The 14931-nt window shown below is 70.5% G+C and carries 13 protein-coding genes; 7 read left to right on the top strand and 6 right to left on the bottom strand.

Annotated features, from left to right (window positions below; genetic code table 11):
* Positions 1–775 precede the first annotated feature (775 nt).
* The 3 genes from BJ999_RS38850 (at position 776) to BJ999_RS38840 (ending at position 4630) form a co-directional block, all read left to right on the top strand.
* Positions 776–1099, top strand: coding sequence for a histone-like nucleoid-structuring protein Lsr2 (locus BJ999_RS38850; protein WP_089316904.1), 324 nt, complete (start codon positions 776–778; stop codon positions 1097–1099).
* Positions 1100–1594: 495 nt separating this feature from the next.
* The gene (locus tag BJ999_RS38845) at positions 1595–4129 is read left to right on the top strand and encodes an ATP-dependent Clp protease ATP-binding subunit (protein ID WP_179837838.1); all 2535 of its coding nucleotides are present in this window, start codon (positions 1595–1597) and stop codon (positions 4127–4129) included.
* A 111-nt stretch (positions 4130–4240) separates the two neighbouring features.
* On the top strand, positions 4241–4630 hold the full coding sequence (locus BJ999_RS38840) for a VOC family protein (protein ID WP_179837837.1): 390 nt from the start codon (positions 4241–4243) through the stop codon (positions 4628–4630).
* A gap of 105 nt (positions 4631–4735) precedes the next feature.
* Here the strand turns inward: BJ999_RS38840 and add are convergent, their stop codons facing one another.
* Positions 4736–5731, bottom strand: coding sequence for an adenosine deaminase (add, locus tag BJ999_RS38835; RefSeq protein WP_179837836.1), 996 nt, complete (start codon positions 5729–5731; stop codon positions 4736–4738).
* Positions 5732–5909: 178 nt separating this feature from the next.
* On the opposite strand from add, the gene BJ999_RS38830 reads away from it, so the two are divergent.
* A complete protein-coding gene (locus BJ999_RS38830) occupies positions 5910–7070 on the top strand; it encodes an NADAR family protein (protein ID WP_179837835.1) in 1161 nt (386 codons plus the stop codon).
* Here the strand turns inward: BJ999_RS38830 and BJ999_RS38825 are convergent.
* On the bottom strand, positions 7052–7930 hold the full coding sequence (locus BJ999_RS38825) for an HhH-GPD family protein (protein WP_179837834.1): 879 nt from the start codon (positions 7928–7930) through the stop codon (positions 7052–7054). The genes BJ999_RS38830 and BJ999_RS38825 overlap by 19 nt on opposite strands.
* A 69-nt stretch (positions 7931–7999) precedes the next feature.
* Between BJ999_RS38825 and BJ999_RS38820 the strand changes: the two genes are divergently transcribed.
* On the top strand, positions 8000–8623 hold the full coding sequence (locus tag BJ999_RS38820; protein ID WP_218935428.1) for a hypothetical protein: 624 nt from the start codon (positions 8000–8002) through the stop codon (positions 8621–8623).
* Between the two features lie 90 nt (positions 8624–8713).
* Here BJ999_RS38820 and disA read toward each other — a convergent pair whose 3' ends face one another.
* The 4 genes from disA to BJ999_RS38800 all read right to left on the bottom strand — a co-directional run bounded on the left by disA (position 8714) and on the right by BJ999_RS38800 (position 13221).
* Positions 8714–9796, bottom strand: coding sequence for a DNA integrity scanning diadenylate cyclase DisA (gene disA / locus BJ999_RS38815; protein ID WP_179837833.1), 1083 nt, complete (start codon positions 9794–9796; stop codon positions 8714–8716).
* Positions 9797–9909: 113 nt separating this feature from the next.
* Complete coding sequence (radA, locus tag BJ999_RS38810; protein ID WP_179837832.1) at positions 9910–11358, bottom strand: DNA repair protein RadA; 1449 nt, start codon at positions 11356–11358, stop codon at positions 9910–9912.
* Positions 11359–11409: 51 nt separating this feature from the next.
* Positions 11410–12486, bottom strand: a complete 1077-nt coding sequence (locus BJ999_RS38805; protein ID WP_179837831.1) for an alpha/beta fold hydrolase — start codon at positions 12484–12486, stop codon at positions 11410–11412.
* Positions 12487–12522: 36 nt separating this feature from the next.
* Positions 12523–13221: a class I SAM-dependent methyltransferase gene (locus tag BJ999_RS38800; protein ID WP_229810619.1), complete on the bottom strand. Its 699-nt coding sequence runs from the start codon at positions 13219–13221 to the stop codon at positions 12523–12525.
* 129 nt (positions 13222–13350) lie between these two features.
* Here BJ999_RS38800 and BJ999_RS38795 point away from each other — a divergent pair, with 129 nt between their 5' ends.
* A complete protein-coding gene (locus BJ999_RS38795; RefSeq protein WP_179837830.1) occupies positions 13351–14238 on the top strand; it encodes a sugar phosphate isomerase/epimerase family protein in 888 nt (295 codons plus the stop codon).
* Positions 14235–14840, top strand: a complete 606-nt coding sequence (locus BJ999_RS43885) for a TetR/AcrR family transcriptional regulator (protein ID WP_179837829.1) — start codon at positions 14235–14237, stop codon at positions 14838–14840. Before BJ999_RS38795 ends, BJ999_RS43885 begins: the two co-directional genes overlap by 4 nt.
* Positions 14841–14931 lie beyond the last annotated feature (91 nt).

Raw genomic sequence — 14931 nt, 5'->3', positions numbered from 1 at the left:
GATGTGTCTCGTCCCGGACGTCGCCTCCGCTTTGACAGTTCCCTCCGATGGTGTTGCGGTGACCAGAACGAGACCGCTTGTTGGCGGCCGTGGACTTACTTCGGATGGCACGCTCCCGCCCTTGGAACGGACCTTTCGTGCGGCATGCCGGTGGCCGGGGCGCGGCCAGAGGCCGGCCCCTGCTCCCGACTCCGGCACCGGGTCGAAGAACGGGGACAGGCGGTGGGATTGTGTCCAAATCTCCCGATTTCGAGGCGACGGCGCTCGGCGCGGCGCATCCGCATCCTGAGCAGGGCGCGGGCTTCTCGCATCCGGCCGCGGCAACAGATTTCGGCGCCGGCCCGTCCAACGTTATTCGTCCACATCGCCCGGTCCGAGCGTTGATCCGGGACCGGGGTCGGCTGCGTATTACGACGCGGGCGCGCGGTTAGTGTCGATACGGCAGGTTAATCGCCGTGCCGACGGCGTCGCCCGCAAACCCGGACCAATGCGCCCGCCAGTGCAGGTCAGCACGGTACGCCGTGACACCGGTCACGCCTGAAAACCCGGGCGCGTGGCCGGGGCTTGGAAATTCATGGACGCCGGGCCGGATCCAGGCGTCGCCCGAGCGTCCTGCGCACCCGAAACGATGAGGCCGATTACAGCCGGTCACGAGCGGGAAGGCGACTTCGTGCGAGTGTCGGTTCACGGTCGATGCTGGAATTGTCATCTGCGAAGTTCTAGGTATATCTTTGTCACTCGATTGGAGTTTGCTCAAGCTGAAAGGTCTGTCCCCATGGCACAGAAGGTTCAAGTGCTTCTCGTCGACGACCTCGACGGTGGCGAGGCGGACGAGACCGTAGCGTTCTCGATCGACGGCGCCTCCTACGAGATCGACCTCAGTGGCGCCAACGCGACGAAGCTGCGGGAATCGCTGCAGCCGTTCGTCGAGAAGTCCCGTAAGGCGGGCACGGTCAACCGCCGCCGCCGGCAGCGCGGCGCGTCCAGCCGTGAGCGCAGCGCCGAGATCCGCGCCTGGGCCAAGAACAACGGCATCAAGGTCAATGAGCGCGGCCGCATCCCGGCTCACGTGATCGAGCAGTACGAGGCGGCCAACTGATCCGCCCGGACCGCCGTCGGCCCGTCTCCGTTCGTGGGGCGGGCCGTTCGCCGTTCGCGCCGTGAGTCGCGCACCGTTCGCGAGGCGAGTCCTCGCGCGGGCGAGCCGTTGGCCGGGTTCGTCGCCCGCCGGGGCGCTGCCGCCGATTCGCCGGACCGCCGGATCGAGGCGAACCGCCGTTCGCTTGTGGCGTAGCGCCCGCGCGGTTCGGCGTGTCCGCCGTGAGGTACACAGGGCGCGCGGGTGGAAACTCCACCCTCATTCGGCACTCTCGGCCCGCGCCTTGACCGACCTGCGGAAAGCCCCTCGTTCGCTTGGGGCGTAGCGGGAACATGACGCACCGATGCGGTAGTTGGATGAGACTGAACAGCGCATAGCTGGGGAACGTCTCCTGGTGGGAGTGCACCGGGCGGCCTCCTCGGGGCGGGCTAGCATGCGGAAGGACAGTTCCGGACGTTCCGGACTCTGCCCAACCGCTCTGTGAGGAGCGACGAGATGTTCGAGAGGTTCACCGACCGCGCGCGGCGGGTTGTTGTTCTGGCTCAGGAAGAGGCCAGGATGCTCAACCACAACTACATCGGCACCGAGCACATCCTCCTGGGTCTGATCCACGAGGGTGAGGGGGTTGCCGCCAAGGCTCTGGAGAGCCTGGGGATCAGTCTTGAGGCTGTGCGTCAGCAGGTTGAGGAGATCATTGGTCAGGGGCAGCAGGCGCCTTCTGGTCACATCCCGTTCACTCCGCGTGCCAAGAAGGTTCTTGAGCTGTCGCTGCGTGAGGCGTTGCAGCTGGGTCACAACTACATCGGTACCGAGCACATTCTGCTGGGTCTGATCCGTGAGGGTGAGGGTGTCGCGGCTCAGGTGCTGGTGAAGCTGGGTGCGGATCTGAACCGGGTGCGGCAGCAGGTGATCCAGTTGCTGCACGGGTATCAGGGTAAGGAGCCGGCGGCTTCGGGTGGTCCGTCGGAGGCGGCGCCGTCGACGTCGTTGGTGTTGGATCAGTTCGGTCGGAACCTGACGCAGGCGGCGCGTGAGGGCAAGCTTGACCCGGTGATCGGCCGGGACAAGGAGATCGAGCGGGTCATGCAGGTGCTGTCGCGGCGTACCAAGAACAATCCGGTGCTGGTGGGTGAGCCGGGTGTGGGTAAGACCGCGGTGGTGGAGGGGTTGGCGCAGAAGATCGTCAAGGGTGAGGTGCCCGAGACGTTGAAGGACAAGCAGCTGTACACCCTGGATCTGGGTGCGTTGGTGGCGGGGTCGCGTTACCGGGGTGATTTCGAGGAGCGTCTGAAGAAGGTGCTCAAGGAGATCCGGACGCGTGGTGACATCATCTTGTTCATCGATGAGCTGCACACGCTGGTGGGTGCGGGGGCGGCTGAGGGCGCGATCGATGCGGCGTCGATTCTGAAGCCGATGCTGGCGCGGGGCGAGTTGCAGACGATCGGTGCGACGACGCTGGATGAGTACCGCAAGCATCTGGAGAAGGATGCGGCGTTGGAGCGGCGGTTCCAGCCGATTCAGGTGGCCGAGCCGTCGTTGTCGCACACGATCGAGATCCTCAAGGGGCTGCGGGATCGTTACGAGGCGCATCATCGGGTGTCGATCACCGATAGTGCTCTGGTGGCGGCGGCGCAGTTGGCGGATCGCTACATCTCTGATCGGTTCTTGCCGGACAAGGCGATCGATCTGATCGATGAGGCGGGGTCGCGGATGCGGATCCGTCGGATGACCGCGCCGCCGGATCTGCGGGAGTACGACGAGAAGATCGCTGATGTGCGTCGGGACAAGGAGTCGGCGATCGACGCGCAGGACTTCGAGAAGGCCGCGGCGCTGCGTGATTCGGAGAAGCAGCTGCTGGGGCAGAAGGCGCAGCGGGAGAAGGAGTGGAAGGCCGGCGACATGGACGTGGTCGCCGAGGTCACCGATGAGTTGATCGCCGAGGTGCTGGCGACGGCGACGGGGATCCCGGTGTTCAAGTTGACCGAGGAGGAGTCGACTCGGTTGCTGCGGATGGAGGACGAGCTCCACAAGCGGGTGATCGGGCAGGAAGACGCGATCAGGGCGTTGTCGCAGTCGATCCGCCGGACCCGGGCGGGGTTGAAGGATCCCAAGCGGCCGGGTGGGTCGTTCATCTTCGCCGGTCCCTCTGGGGTGGGGAAGACCGAGTTGTCCAAGACGCTGGCGGAGTTCTTGTTCGGTGACGAGGACGCGCTGATCCAGCTGGACATGTCGGAGTTCATGGAGAAGCACACGGTGTCGCGGCTGTTCGGTTCTCCGCCCGGCTATGTCGGGTATGAGGAGGGCGGTCAGCTGACCGAGAAGGTGCGGCGCAAGCCGTTCTCGGTGGTGCTGTTCGATGAGATCGAGAAGGCCCACCAGGACATCTTCAACTCGCTGCTGCAGATCCTGGAGGACGGTCGGCTGACCGATGCCCAGGGCCGGGTGGTGGACTTCAAGAACACGGTGATCATCATGACCACCAACCTTGGGTCCAAGGACATCTCCAAGGGCGTGTCGATGGGGTTCGCCCGGCAGAACGACGAGCAGGGCTCGTACGAGCGGATGAAGGCCAAGGTGTCGGAGGAGCTCAAGCAGCACTTCCGGCCCGAGTTCCTCAACCGTGTCGATGACACGGTGGTGTTCCACCAGCTCACGCCCAAGGAGATCATCCAGATCGTGGATCTGATGATCGCCAAGGTCGACCAGCGGCTGCACGACCGCGACATGGGCATCGAGTTGCGGCAGGAGGCCAAGGACCTGCTGGCGCTGCGCGGGTATGACCCGGTGCTGGGCGCCCGGCCGCTGCGCCGCACCATCCAGCGCGAGATCGAGGACAACCTGTCGGAGAAGATCCTCTACAACGAGCTCAAGGCCGGCCAGATCGTGATCGTGGGCACCGAGGGCTTCGACCCCGACAACCCCGACACCACCGAGAACGCCAAGTTCACCTTCAAGGGCGTTCCGAAGCCGTCGACCGTCCCCGACAGCCCGCCGCCCGTCGAGGGCGCGGTCAACTTCAACAAGGACTGACGTCCCGCGCGCAAAGGCCCGCGACCGGTCATCCGGCCGCGGGCCTTTCGCATGTCCGCGCTCCTCCCGGGCAGCATCCCCTCACATGATCGACTGCCGTCGGGAGCCGCCATGAGCCGTCTGACCCTGTCCGCCCCCGTCCTCGACGCCCCCGATCCGCACGCGCTGGCGGACTTCTACCGGCGCCTGCTCGACTGGACGGTCGTGCAGGACGAGCCCGACTGGGTGAAGCTGCGTCCCCCCGGCGGCGGCACCGGCCTGTCGTTCCAGACAGAGCCGCTCTACCGACCCCCCACATGGCCCGCTGCCGAGGGCGCCCAACTGCAGATGGCCCACCTGGACTTCGAGGTGGACGATCTGGACGCCGCCGCGAAGCACGCCGAGGCCGTGGGCGCCGTCCTGGCCGACTTCCAGCCGGAGGACGACGTCCGGGTCTTCCTGGACCCTGTGGGCCACCCGTTCTGCCTCTTCCTGGCCGAGCCAGAGACCCCGATCGGGTAATCCACTGGCGTCGGCATCGCCGCTGCGGGTTCGCCGCGCACCACCGGTTCGCCGCGCACCACCGTGCGGCTCTGCGTGATCGGGGTTGGGGAGGGCGGTCCGAGGTCAGGAGGGGCTGGAGCGAGGGGGTGGGGCGGTGAGCCAGGCTCCTATTTCTTCATGGAGGGTCTTCTTGGTCTGGGGTGAGGCGAAGGAGGCGGTCACGGCGGCGTGGGCCAGCTCGGCCAGCGTGGGGTCGTCGTAGGCGAAGGCTGCGCGGACGTGGGCGTACTCGGTGGCGAGAGGGGTGTCGATCAGGGCGGGGATGTCGGTGTTGAGGGTGACCAGCAGGCCGGCCTCGCGGAGGCGGGGGAGGGGGTGCGCGTCCAGGGACGGGACGAAGCCCAGGGCGACGTTGGAGGACGGGCAGACCTCCAGGGGGATTCCGCGTTCGCGGACCTCGGCCACCAGGTCGGGGTCGTCCAGGATCCGGATGCCGTGGCCCAGACGCTCGGTGCGGCCGGGGCCGAGCGCCTGCCGGATGCTGGCCGGGCCCTCGCCCTCGCCCGCGTGGTGGACGACGTGGAGTCCGGCGTCGTGGGCCGCGGCGAAGACCTCGGTGAACGGGTCGCCGGGGTGGGCCTCGTCGCCGGCGAGGCCGACGGCGACCACGCGGTCGTGGCGGCGGGCCAGGTCGAGCGTCCGCCAGGCGCGCTCGACGGAGCGGCGGCGGGAGTGGTCGAGTATCAGGCGGCACTCGATGCCGAAGGCCTCCTGGCCCGCCTCAAGGCCCTCCAGGACGGCCGCCAAGGGCATGCCGAGGTCGTCCAGGCGCTCGCCGTGGGCGGCGGCGGTGAACGAGACCTCGGCGTACCGGACGCCCTGGGCCGCCTCGTCCTCGCAGAACTCGTAGGCGACGCGGCGGAAGTCACCGGGCCGCCGCAGGCAGGCGCGGACGAGGTCGTTCTGCGCGAAGAAGGAGGCGAAGTCGCCGAACGCGCCGACGTCGTCGGGGACACGCACGCCGTTGGCGGCGCCGATCTCGCGGAGAGTGGCGCGGCGAACGGTGCTCTCGAGGTGGACGTGCAGGTGGGCTTTGGGCAGGGTCAGCAGATCACGCACTGGCGTACGGTACGAGTCCGGGACCTGGGCTGACGAACGAATATTCGTTGACCGGCATGGGGGGAACGGCCCATGATCGACCGGATGCGCGGTCCGGGGCGTGGTGCCGGGTCACCTGGTGAGGCCACGGCGGTCGAGCGGCTGCGCTTCTCCGGACGAGATCGAGGGAGTTCCCGTATTGCTACGGATCCACCGGATAGAGGACGGGCAGCGCATCGAGGGGGTCGCACGGCCCGTCTTCATCCACAACTTCACGTACCACCTCACGAACCTCCTGGTGTTCGCGGACGGCGCGATCAGCTGCTGGGAGTGGGTCGACCTGGAGGGACTCCGGGAGAAGCTCGAATGCGGCTGGGTGGTGACGGAGGTACCCGACGGCGGTGAGATCAGCGCGTTCGAGCTGGGCCGGTGGAAGGCCGCCGAGCCGGTGTTCGGCCTCACCCCGGAGATGCTGCTGGGGGAGGTGGCCGACGACATCGAGCGGTTGAACGACCGCCCGGACTCCACCGACCGCTGCCTGGCCGTGCTGGACCGGTACCTGGAGACGCGGGACGAGGCCGACCGGCTGGCGCTGCGCGAGGCGTACCTGGCGATTCCCGCGCACAAGCGCCACTACTCGCTCGGCGACATGGACAACAAGGACCGCCCGCTGGTCTTTCTGTGCACCGATGTCGGCGAGCGCCCGATCGGCGGCTGGTTCGACGATGACGTGGTGACCGAGGCGATGCGGGAATGGGCGCTGGACTACTTCGCCGAGGAGGCCCGTGGTCGCGCCGAATACGCGTCGAAGCGGTCGGCGGACGATCCGCGGGAGGCTCCGCGCGGGACGATTCACCTTGGCGGGCGCGTGTTTCCGCGAGGGTGGCCGGACGACCCGGGAATCGACGCCCTGCAGAACGACTGCCCGGCCCCGATCGAGGCCGGAGGCGTCCTCTACCCGTCGGTCACGCACGCCTACTGGGCCCTGTCCGCCGAGGATCCCCGGGTCCGGGAGCAGATCCGCGCGGCCGAACGCCCCTACGACGCCCAGAAGATCGCAGAGGAGGCGTCCCGCGTCCAGGGATGGCCGCAGGGCAGGACGGCGGTGATGGCCGGACTCCTGCGCGCGAAGTACGCGCAGCATCCCGAGCTGGCGGAGATCCTGCTGGGCACGGGTGACGCCCCGCTCGGGTACGGCGGAGTCGAATCCGACCACTGGATCACGCGCGGTGAGAAGGGCCGCAACTGGGTGGGCCGGCTATTGGAACTCGTCCGTTCTGAAATCCGCGCACAGAGAGCCGGCCTGCTCCCCCTCGACAAGACGGCGGATGGACGTTCCGGTCAGCCGGGGAGGGCGTAGCGGCCGTCGTCCAGGGGGTCGACCAGGCCGTCGGCGATGAGGGCGTCCAGGGCGCGTTCGCGCTGGACGGCGTCCGACCAGACGACGTCCAGGGCCGGTTTCTCGACGGGGTCCTCGGCGTCTCGTAGGACGGCCAGGAGGCGGCCTCGGCACTGCCGGTCGGTGCCGGCGTAGGTCTGGCCCTTTCGCGGCGGCCCGTCGTAGGCGGGACGGCCGTTCCGTTGCCACGCGCACCTGTCGATGACGGGGCAGTCGACGCAGCGGGGCGAGCGGGCGGTGCAGACCAGCGCGCCCAGCTCCATGACGGCGACGGCCCAGCGGGCGGCGGTCGGCGGGTCGAGCGGGAGGAGGGTCTCCGCGAGCCTGACCTCGGCCCTGGTCTGCGTCTTCGGCGGGTACTCGACGCCGGAGAGCAGCCGGGCCAGGACGCGGCGGACGTTGGTGTCGAGGACGGCGTGCCGCTGCCGGAACGCGAAGCTGGCGACGGCGGCGGCCGTGTAGGCGCCGATGCCGGGGAGCGCCAGCAGGTCCGCGTGCGAGGAGGGGACGTCGCCGCCGTGCCGTTCGGTGATCGCGCAGGCGGCCGCGTGGAGGCGCAGCGCGCGGCGCGGGTAGCCGAGCCGTCCCCACGCGCGGACGGCCTCGCCGGACGGTTCGGCGGCGAGCGCGGCGGGCGTCGGCCAGCGGGTCGTCCAGGCGTCCCAGACGGGCAGGACGCGGGAGACCGGTGTCTGCTGGAGCATGATCTCGCTGACGAGGACGCCCCAGGGGGTCGCGTCCGGCGCCCGCCACGGGAGGTCCCGGGCGTTCGCGTCGTACCAGTCGAGGATCGGTGCGGTGTAGGCGGAGTCGGTGTTCATGGCGCCCTGCCATTGTGGCACGCGGCGGGTCGCCCGCCCTTAACGGTTCCGTGAATGCATACTGCCCGCATGGGGGCGAACACCGAGCGCGACCGTGACGGTTCTGGACTCGATCGATACTGGCGGCGGCGCGTGTGGGCCCTGGCGGGCGTCCTCGGGGCCGTCGGCCTGCTGGCCTGGACATGCCAGGGAGGCTCCGGCGTCGCCGGGAAGGACGAGCCGGGCCGCCCTGCGGGCGCGGCCGAGGGAACGCGCCCCCCGCCGCCGCCGAGCGCGATGCCGACGGTCACCGTCACCACGACGACCACGCCCGCGCCGGAGCAGGCCGACGGCGGCCCCTGCGACCGCGGTGACCTCGTGGTCAACATGTCCGCCGCGAAGAACGTCTACACGGGGTCCGAACGGCCGGAGTTCCGGGTCACGGTCGTCAGCACGGGTGAGGGGTCCTGCGCGTTCGACACGGGATGGCTGGACGTCCGCATCACCTCCGGCGCGGACCGCGTCTGGTCGTCGACCAAGTGCCGCAAGGCAGGCGCGCCCAAGGCGACGCTCCGGCGCGGCATCCCCTACGTCGACGACGTCGTCTGGGACCGCCGGCGCGACTGCAAGGGCGCCGTCCGCGCCCGCCCCGGCACCTACGTGGCCACGCTGAAAGGCGCGAAGGCCAAGAAACAGATCTTCAGCCTCCGCTGATCCGTCCCGCCCGCCGCGCCGTCTGTTCTTATGGCTTGGATGACGGGTTCTGGTGCGGGTCGTGCTCGGTCGGCCCTCTGGGGAACCGGGCTAGACGTAGCGTTCCAGGATGGACGACTCGGCCAGGCGGGAGAGGCCCTCGCGGACGCTGCGGGCGCGGGACTCGCCCACGCCCCCGACGGCCTGGAGGTCGTCGATGCTGGCGGCGAGGAGTTTCTGCAGGCCGCCGAAGTGCTCGACGAGGCGTTCGACGACCAGGCTCGGCAGGCGCGGGACCTTGGCGAGCAGCCGGAAGCCCTTGGGGCTGACGGGCAGGTCGAGGGCGTCCGGGCCGGCGAAGCCCATCACCTCGGCGACCGTGGACAGGTCGAGCAGCTCGTTGGCCGACAGGGTGTCCAGGGAGGACAGGATGGCGTCCACGCCGCGGGTGCGGGTGTCGTCGGACGGGTAGTCGCGGACGATCAGCTGCCGGTCGACGTCCACGCCGGAGACCAGCTCGTCGAGCTGGAGGGACAGCAGGCGGCCGTCGGTGCCGAGCTCGACGACGTAGCCCTCGATCTCGTCGGCGATGCGGCGCACCATCTCCAGGCGCTGGACGACGGCGCTGACGTCCCGGACGGTGACGAGGTCCTCGATCTCCAGCGCCGACAGCGTGCCGGACACCTCGTCGAGGCGCAGCTTGTAGCGTTCGAGCGTCGCCAGGGCCTGGTTGGCCTTGGAGAGGATGGCCGCCGAGTCCTCCAGGACGTAGCGGATGCCGTCGAGGTAGAGCGCGATGATGTGCATCGACTGGCTCACCGAGATGACCGGCAGGCCGGTCTGGCGGGCGACGCGCTCCGCGGTGCGGTGGCGGGTCCCCGACTCCTCGGTGGGGAGGGTGGAGTCCGGCACGAGGTGGACGGCGGCGCGGACGATGCGGGTGTGGCTGTCGTCGAGGACGATCGCGCCGTCCATCTTGGCGAGTTCGCGCAGCCGCGTGGCGGAGAACTCGACGTCGAGCTCGAAGCCGCCCGTGCACAGCTCCGCGACGGGCGCGTCGTAGCCGAGCACGATCAGGCCGCCGGTGTGGCCCCGCAGGATGCGCTCCAGTCCGTCCCGGATCTGGGTGCCGGGAGCCACCGCGGCCAGTGTGGCGCGGCGTCGTTCGTCATGACCCTTGTCGTGTGATGGCACCTGGCCCCCGGAGGTCGCTGGACGGCGCCAGTTTACCGAGGCGGGCCGCGTACTGGTTCCTCCCCAGGTCGCAAGCGTGCGTTGTGTGGAGTAATACTCTGGCGGGACGCCTGTCAGGGCGCGGTAAACGCGACCTGCAGCGCCTGCTGGAGGCTGTCGACCTCCATGACCTTCATGCCCTCGTAGCTGCTGAGCTGCGGATCCGCGCGTTTGAGGGGCCCGTCGGCCAGTTCGAGGGAGCCGCGCGGGACGACGGCGTGCTTGAACCCGAGCCGCGCGGCCTCGGCCAGCCGCCGCTGGACGCCGGGCACGACGCGGACCTCCCCGGCGAGGCCCACCTCGCCGAGCGCGATGAGGCTGGTGGACAGCGCCTGCTCGACGGTGGAGCCCGCGACGGCGAGGCCGAGGGCCAGGTCGACGGAGGTCTCGGCGAGCCGGACGCCGCCGACCGTCGAGACGTACACGTCCTGCTCGTGCATGGAGATCTTGCAGCGCTGCGCGAGGACGGCGAGGACCATCGCGACGCGGGACGTGTCGAGCCCGGAGGTGGCGCGCCGCGGCGCCGGGAGGTGCGACTTGGCGACGAGCGACTGCACCTCGGCGACGAGGGGGCGGCGCCCTTCGAGCGTGACGGTGACGCAGGTACCGGGGACGGCCTCCTCGCGGCGGGTGAGGAACAGGCCGCTCGGGTCGGGCAGCCCGACGATGCCGACCTCGGACAGGTCGAAGCAGCCGAGCTCGTCGGTGGGGCCGTACCGGTTCTTCACCGCGCGGATCATGCGGAGCCGGGAGTGCCGGTCGCCCTCGAAGTACAGGACGACGTCGACCAGGTGCTCCAGCAGGCGCGGCCCGGCGATCGCGCCCTCCTTGGTGACGTGGCCGACCAGCACGACGGTCATGCCGCGCTCCTTGGCGACCCTGATCAGGTTGGCGGCGACCTCGCGGACCTGGGTGACGCCGCCGGGCGCGCCGTCGGCCTCGGCGGTGCCGATCGTCTGGATGGAGTCGACGACGAGCAGCCCGGGCCCCACCGAGTCGATGTGGCCGAGGATCGCCGACAGCTCCGTCTCGGCCGCCAGGTACAGCCGGTCGGTGATCGCGCCGACGCGGTCGGCGCGCAGCCGGACCTGCTCGGCCGACTCCTCGCCCGTCACGTACAGGACGTTCCCGCCCGCCGGTTCTTCGGCGCCCGCCGGGCCCGCGGCGCCGCGGGACCCCGTCGAGGCGAGGGCGGCGACCTCCAGCAGCAGCGTCGACTTGCCGATGCCGGGCTCGCCCGCCAGCAGCAGGACGGCCCCGGGCACGATGCCGCCGCCGAGGACGCGGTCGAGCTCGTCCAGGCCGGTGGGGCGCGTCTGCGCGGACCGCACGTCGACCTGCCCGATCGGGCGGGCCGGTGAGGTGACCGCCCCCGCCGACACGACCCGGGCCGGGGTCGCCGACGCGGCCTCGGTGACCGTCCCCCATGTCTGGCACTCGCCGCAGCGCCCGACCCACTTGGAGGTCTGCCACCCGCACTCCGAGCACCGGTAGAGGGCCTTGGCCGTCTTCGCCTTCGCCATGTGCGGAAGCGTAGAGCCGCGCACCGACAGTTTTCGTCCCCGCGCGGGGGGTCAGCTCTCCTTGCGGGCCCGTTCGATCAGGTCGCCGAGGTGGTCGGACACGATGCTCGGACGTTCGAGCATGGCCATGTGCCCGGCGCCGGGGACGACCTCCAGCCGCCCCGACGGCGCGCAGGAGGCGATCTTCAGACTGTGCTCGACCGGGGTGAGCATGTCGTTCTCCGCGCCGATGACCAGGGTGTCGGCGCCGCCGAGCGACGCGCACTCGCTGATCACCTCAGTGGTGATCATGGAACGGAAGAAGTCGACGAAGGCGTCCATGCGGGTGTCGGCCATCATCTGCTCGGCGAAGGCGACCGCGGCGGGGCTGGCGTCCGGGCCGAAGGCGACCAGGTCCTCGACGAGGGCGGCGGCGTCGCGGCCGAGGTGGCGGACGCGCTCGACGACCCCGGAGCCGGCGCCGAGCGCGCCGAGGGCGGCGGGCATGAGGCGGTGGGTGGTGCGCGCGATGAGCGCGGGCATGCCGAGCGTGACCTCGCCGAGGCCGCCGGACGACGTGCACAGCAGCCCGATCGCGAGGATCTTGCGTCCGACCAGGTCGGGGTTCTCGTCGACGTACCGCATGATGGTCATGCCGCCCATCGAGTGGCCGACCAGGACGACGGGCGTCTCGGCGGGCACGGTCGCCTCGATGACGGCGCCGAGGTCGCGGGCCAGGCGGGGGACGGCGTAACCGTCGCGAGCGCCGCCGTCGGAGCGCCCGTGGCCGCGGTGGTCCCAGAAGACGAGGCGGCCGAGGCCGCGCAGGGCCTTGCGCTGGAAGTGCCAGGAGTCCTGGGTGAGCGTCCAGCCGTGGCAGAACACGATCGCGAGGTCGGTGCGGTCCTCGCCGTCGATCTCGGCGTAGAGGCGGGTGCCGTCGTCGGCGCGGACGGGCAGGGGGCGGCCGCGCAGCGATCCGAACGGCTCGCCCGCGAACGGGTCGGGACGCAGTTGCAGGCGGCGCATGGCGCGGCGCTGGGCGACCAGCCCGGCGCCGGCGCCGGCCGCGCCGAGGGCGGTGGCGGCGAGGAGACCGCCGAGCGCCCTCCCGGTGGTGACTCGGCTCGTGGCGGCGGCGCGACCCATGGTGCGTTCCTCCCGATGACCCAACTGACTGGTAACTCAGGGGCAACGCCACCACAAATTCACGGCATAGTCCACCTCGACGCCGGGGAGTTCGTGCAGGCAGGCGTCCGCGAGATCGCGGGGGAACTCGATCCGCAGGACGGCGGCCAGGTCCTCGCGGGTCTGGAACGCCCACCGGATGGTCAGCGGCTCCCGGTGGAAGCCGCGCCGCGTCCAGAACCGCTCGACGGCGGCGGGGTCGTATTTCGGCAGGCTCCGCCGGAACCAGCGGCCGAACGTGGACCGGGTGGCGTCGTTGTCGATGACGAGGATCGCGCCGCCCCGCCGGACGACCCGGTCCAGTTCGGCGAGGCCCGGCTCGCATCCCGGGCCGAAGAAGTAGGCCCACCGCGCGTGGGCGACGTCGATCGACGCGTCCGGGATCGGCAGTGCCTGCGCGGTGCCCGCACGCACGGTGACGTTGGGAAGGTCCCGCGTCCGGCGGGCGGCGGCGGAGGCGAGGCCGGCGTGCGGCTCCACGCCGATCACCCGGCGCGCGTCCTCGGCGAAGAACGGCAGGTGGAAGCCGGTGCCGCAGCCGACGTCGAGGACGTCGGCGCCGTCCCAGGGACGGATCGCGCGCATGGCGGCGGCCAGCACGCCGTCGGGGTCGACGGCACGGTTCTCCAGCTCGTAGACCTGGGGGGAGTTCCAGATGTTGGGGCTGGGCACGGCGCCCCGCGCGATCTCGGCCACGGAGACAGAGGGTAGCGGCGCGGCCGGCGGAGCAAGCGAGATCACTCCCGGCGAGTGTTTCATCACGGCCGCAGCGGCATAGGCTCTCTTCTACGACACAGTCGAGCGATCATTCATGGCGAGGAAGCCTTGGCCCCGCAGCACAACGGCGCCCCTTCACCGGCGCTCCGCGTACCGGACGCGCCGATCACGCTCTCCACGGCGTCGGTGTACCCGGAGAAGGTCCCGAGCGCCTTCGAGATCGCCTCGCTGCTGGGCTACGACGGCATCGAGGTGATGGTCTCGACGGACGCCTCGTCCCAGGACCTGAACGTCCTGCGCCGGCTGTCGGACTACCACCAGGTCCCCATCAAGTCGATCCACGCGCCGTGCCTGCTGCTCACCCAGCGGGTCTGGGGGCGCGATCCCTGGGGCAAGCTGGTGCGCTCCAAGGACGTGGCCGAGGAACTGGGCGCGGAGGTCGTCGTCGTGCACCCGCCGTTCCGCTGGCAGCGCGACTACGCGAAGGAGTTCGTCGAGGGCCTCGCCCGCATGCAGGACGAGACGGACGTGCTGTTCGCGGTGGAGAACATGTTCCCGCTCAAGGCGCGCGGCGCCGAGGCGGGCATGTACCTGCCCGACTGGAATCCCGTCGACCAGGACTACCCGTACGTGACCCTCGACCTTTCGCACACCGCCGTCTCGGGTTCGGACGCCCTCGACATGGCGGGGAGCCTGGGCGACCGCCTGCGCCACATCCACCTCGCCGACGGGCTCGGGATCACGAACAAGGACGAGCACCTCGTCCCCGGCCGGGGCAACCAGCCGTGCGGGACGATGCTGGAGAACCTCGCCGAGGGCGGCTTCAAGGGGCACATCGTCCTGGAGGTCAACACGAGGCGCGCGTCCAGCCGGATCGAGCGGATGGAGGACCTCGCCGAGGCCCTCGCGTTCGCGCGCCTGCACCTGGCCGCCGCCGCCCACACGTGGGAGGTCACCTCGGCCGGGGAGGTCACCCGCCGGGGCGTGCGCCGGTGAGCGGATCCCGGGAAGGGGCCGGGACGCGCGGGCGGGGCCCGGGCCGCAGGCCCGGCCCGACCGAGACGCGCGAGAAGATCCTCGCCGCGGCGCGGGACCTGTTCGCCGAGAAGGGCTACGACGGCGCGTCGCTGCGCGCCATCGCCCGCGCCGCGGAGGTCGACCCCGCGCTGGTGCACCACTTCTTCGGCAACAAGGAGGGCGTGTTCGTCGAGGCGATGCGCTTTCCGGTGGATCCGTCCGTCCTGCTGCCGCACATCATGTCGTTCCCCCCTGACCGCCTCGGCGAGGCGATGGTCCGCACCTTCCTCCAGGTGTGGGGGGACGAGGACCGCCGCGCCCCGATGCTGGCGATGCTCCGCTCGGCGATGACGAACGAGCGGGCGGCCGCGCTGCTGCGCGAGTTCGTCACGTCCGCGCTCTTCGGGCGGGCGTCGCAGGCCACGGAGGCGGCGCCGCTCGGCATCCAGGCGGCGGCCGGTCAGATGATCGGCCTGATGATGCTGCGCTACGTGCTGCGCATCGAGCCGCTGGCCTCCGCCTCCGAGGACGAGCTGATCGAGCTGGTGGCGCCGACGCTCCAGCGCTACCTCACCTCCTGAGGCCTCACACTCCTCCGCTCTGCCGGGCTCCCCTTCTGTCGACGGGACCTTCGGCCCCTTGACCGGAGTCCCGCCCCGCCTTAAATTCAAC

It is taken from the genome of Actinomadura citrea (genome assembly GCF_013409045.1).
In the GTDB taxonomy this organism is placed as follows: Bacteria; Actinomycetota; Actinomycetes; order Streptosporangiales; family Streptosporangiaceae; genus Spirillospora; species Spirillospora citrea.
The sequence above is the reverse complement of the archived record's forward strand: the minus strand, read 5'-3'. Positions and strand labels throughout refer to the sequence as shown.

Bases quoted from the DNA above. Each gene is read 5' to 3' on its own strand.
- radA (WP_179837832.1), bottom strand. From the start codon at position 11,358: ATGGCGAAGGCGAAGACGGCCAAGGCCCTCTACCGGTGCTCGGAGTGC.
- BJ999_RS38820 (WP_218935428.1), top strand. From the start codon at position 8,000: ATGGGGGCGAACACCGAGCGCGACCGTGACGGTTCTGGACTCGATCGA.
- BJ999_RS38845 (WP_179837838.1), top strand. From the start codon at position 1,595: ATGTTCGAGAGGTTCACCGACCGCGCGCGGCGGGTTGTTGTTCTGGCT.
- BJ999_RS38825 (WP_179837834.1), bottom strand. From the start codon at position 7,930: ATGAACACCGACTCCGCCTACACCGCACCGATCCTCGACTGGTACGAC.
- BJ999_RS38840 (WP_179837837.1), top strand. From the start codon at position 4,241: ATGAGCCGTCTGACCCTGTCCGCCCCCGTCCTCGACGCCCCCGATCCG.
- BJ999_RS38850 (WP_089316904.1), top strand. From the start codon at position 776: ATGGCACAGAAGGTTCAAGTGCTTCTCGTCGACGACCTCGACGGTGGC.
- BJ999_RS38805 (WP_179837831.1), bottom strand. From the start codon at position 12,486: ATGGGTCGCGCCGCCGCCACGAGCCGAGTCACCACCGGGAGGGCGCTC.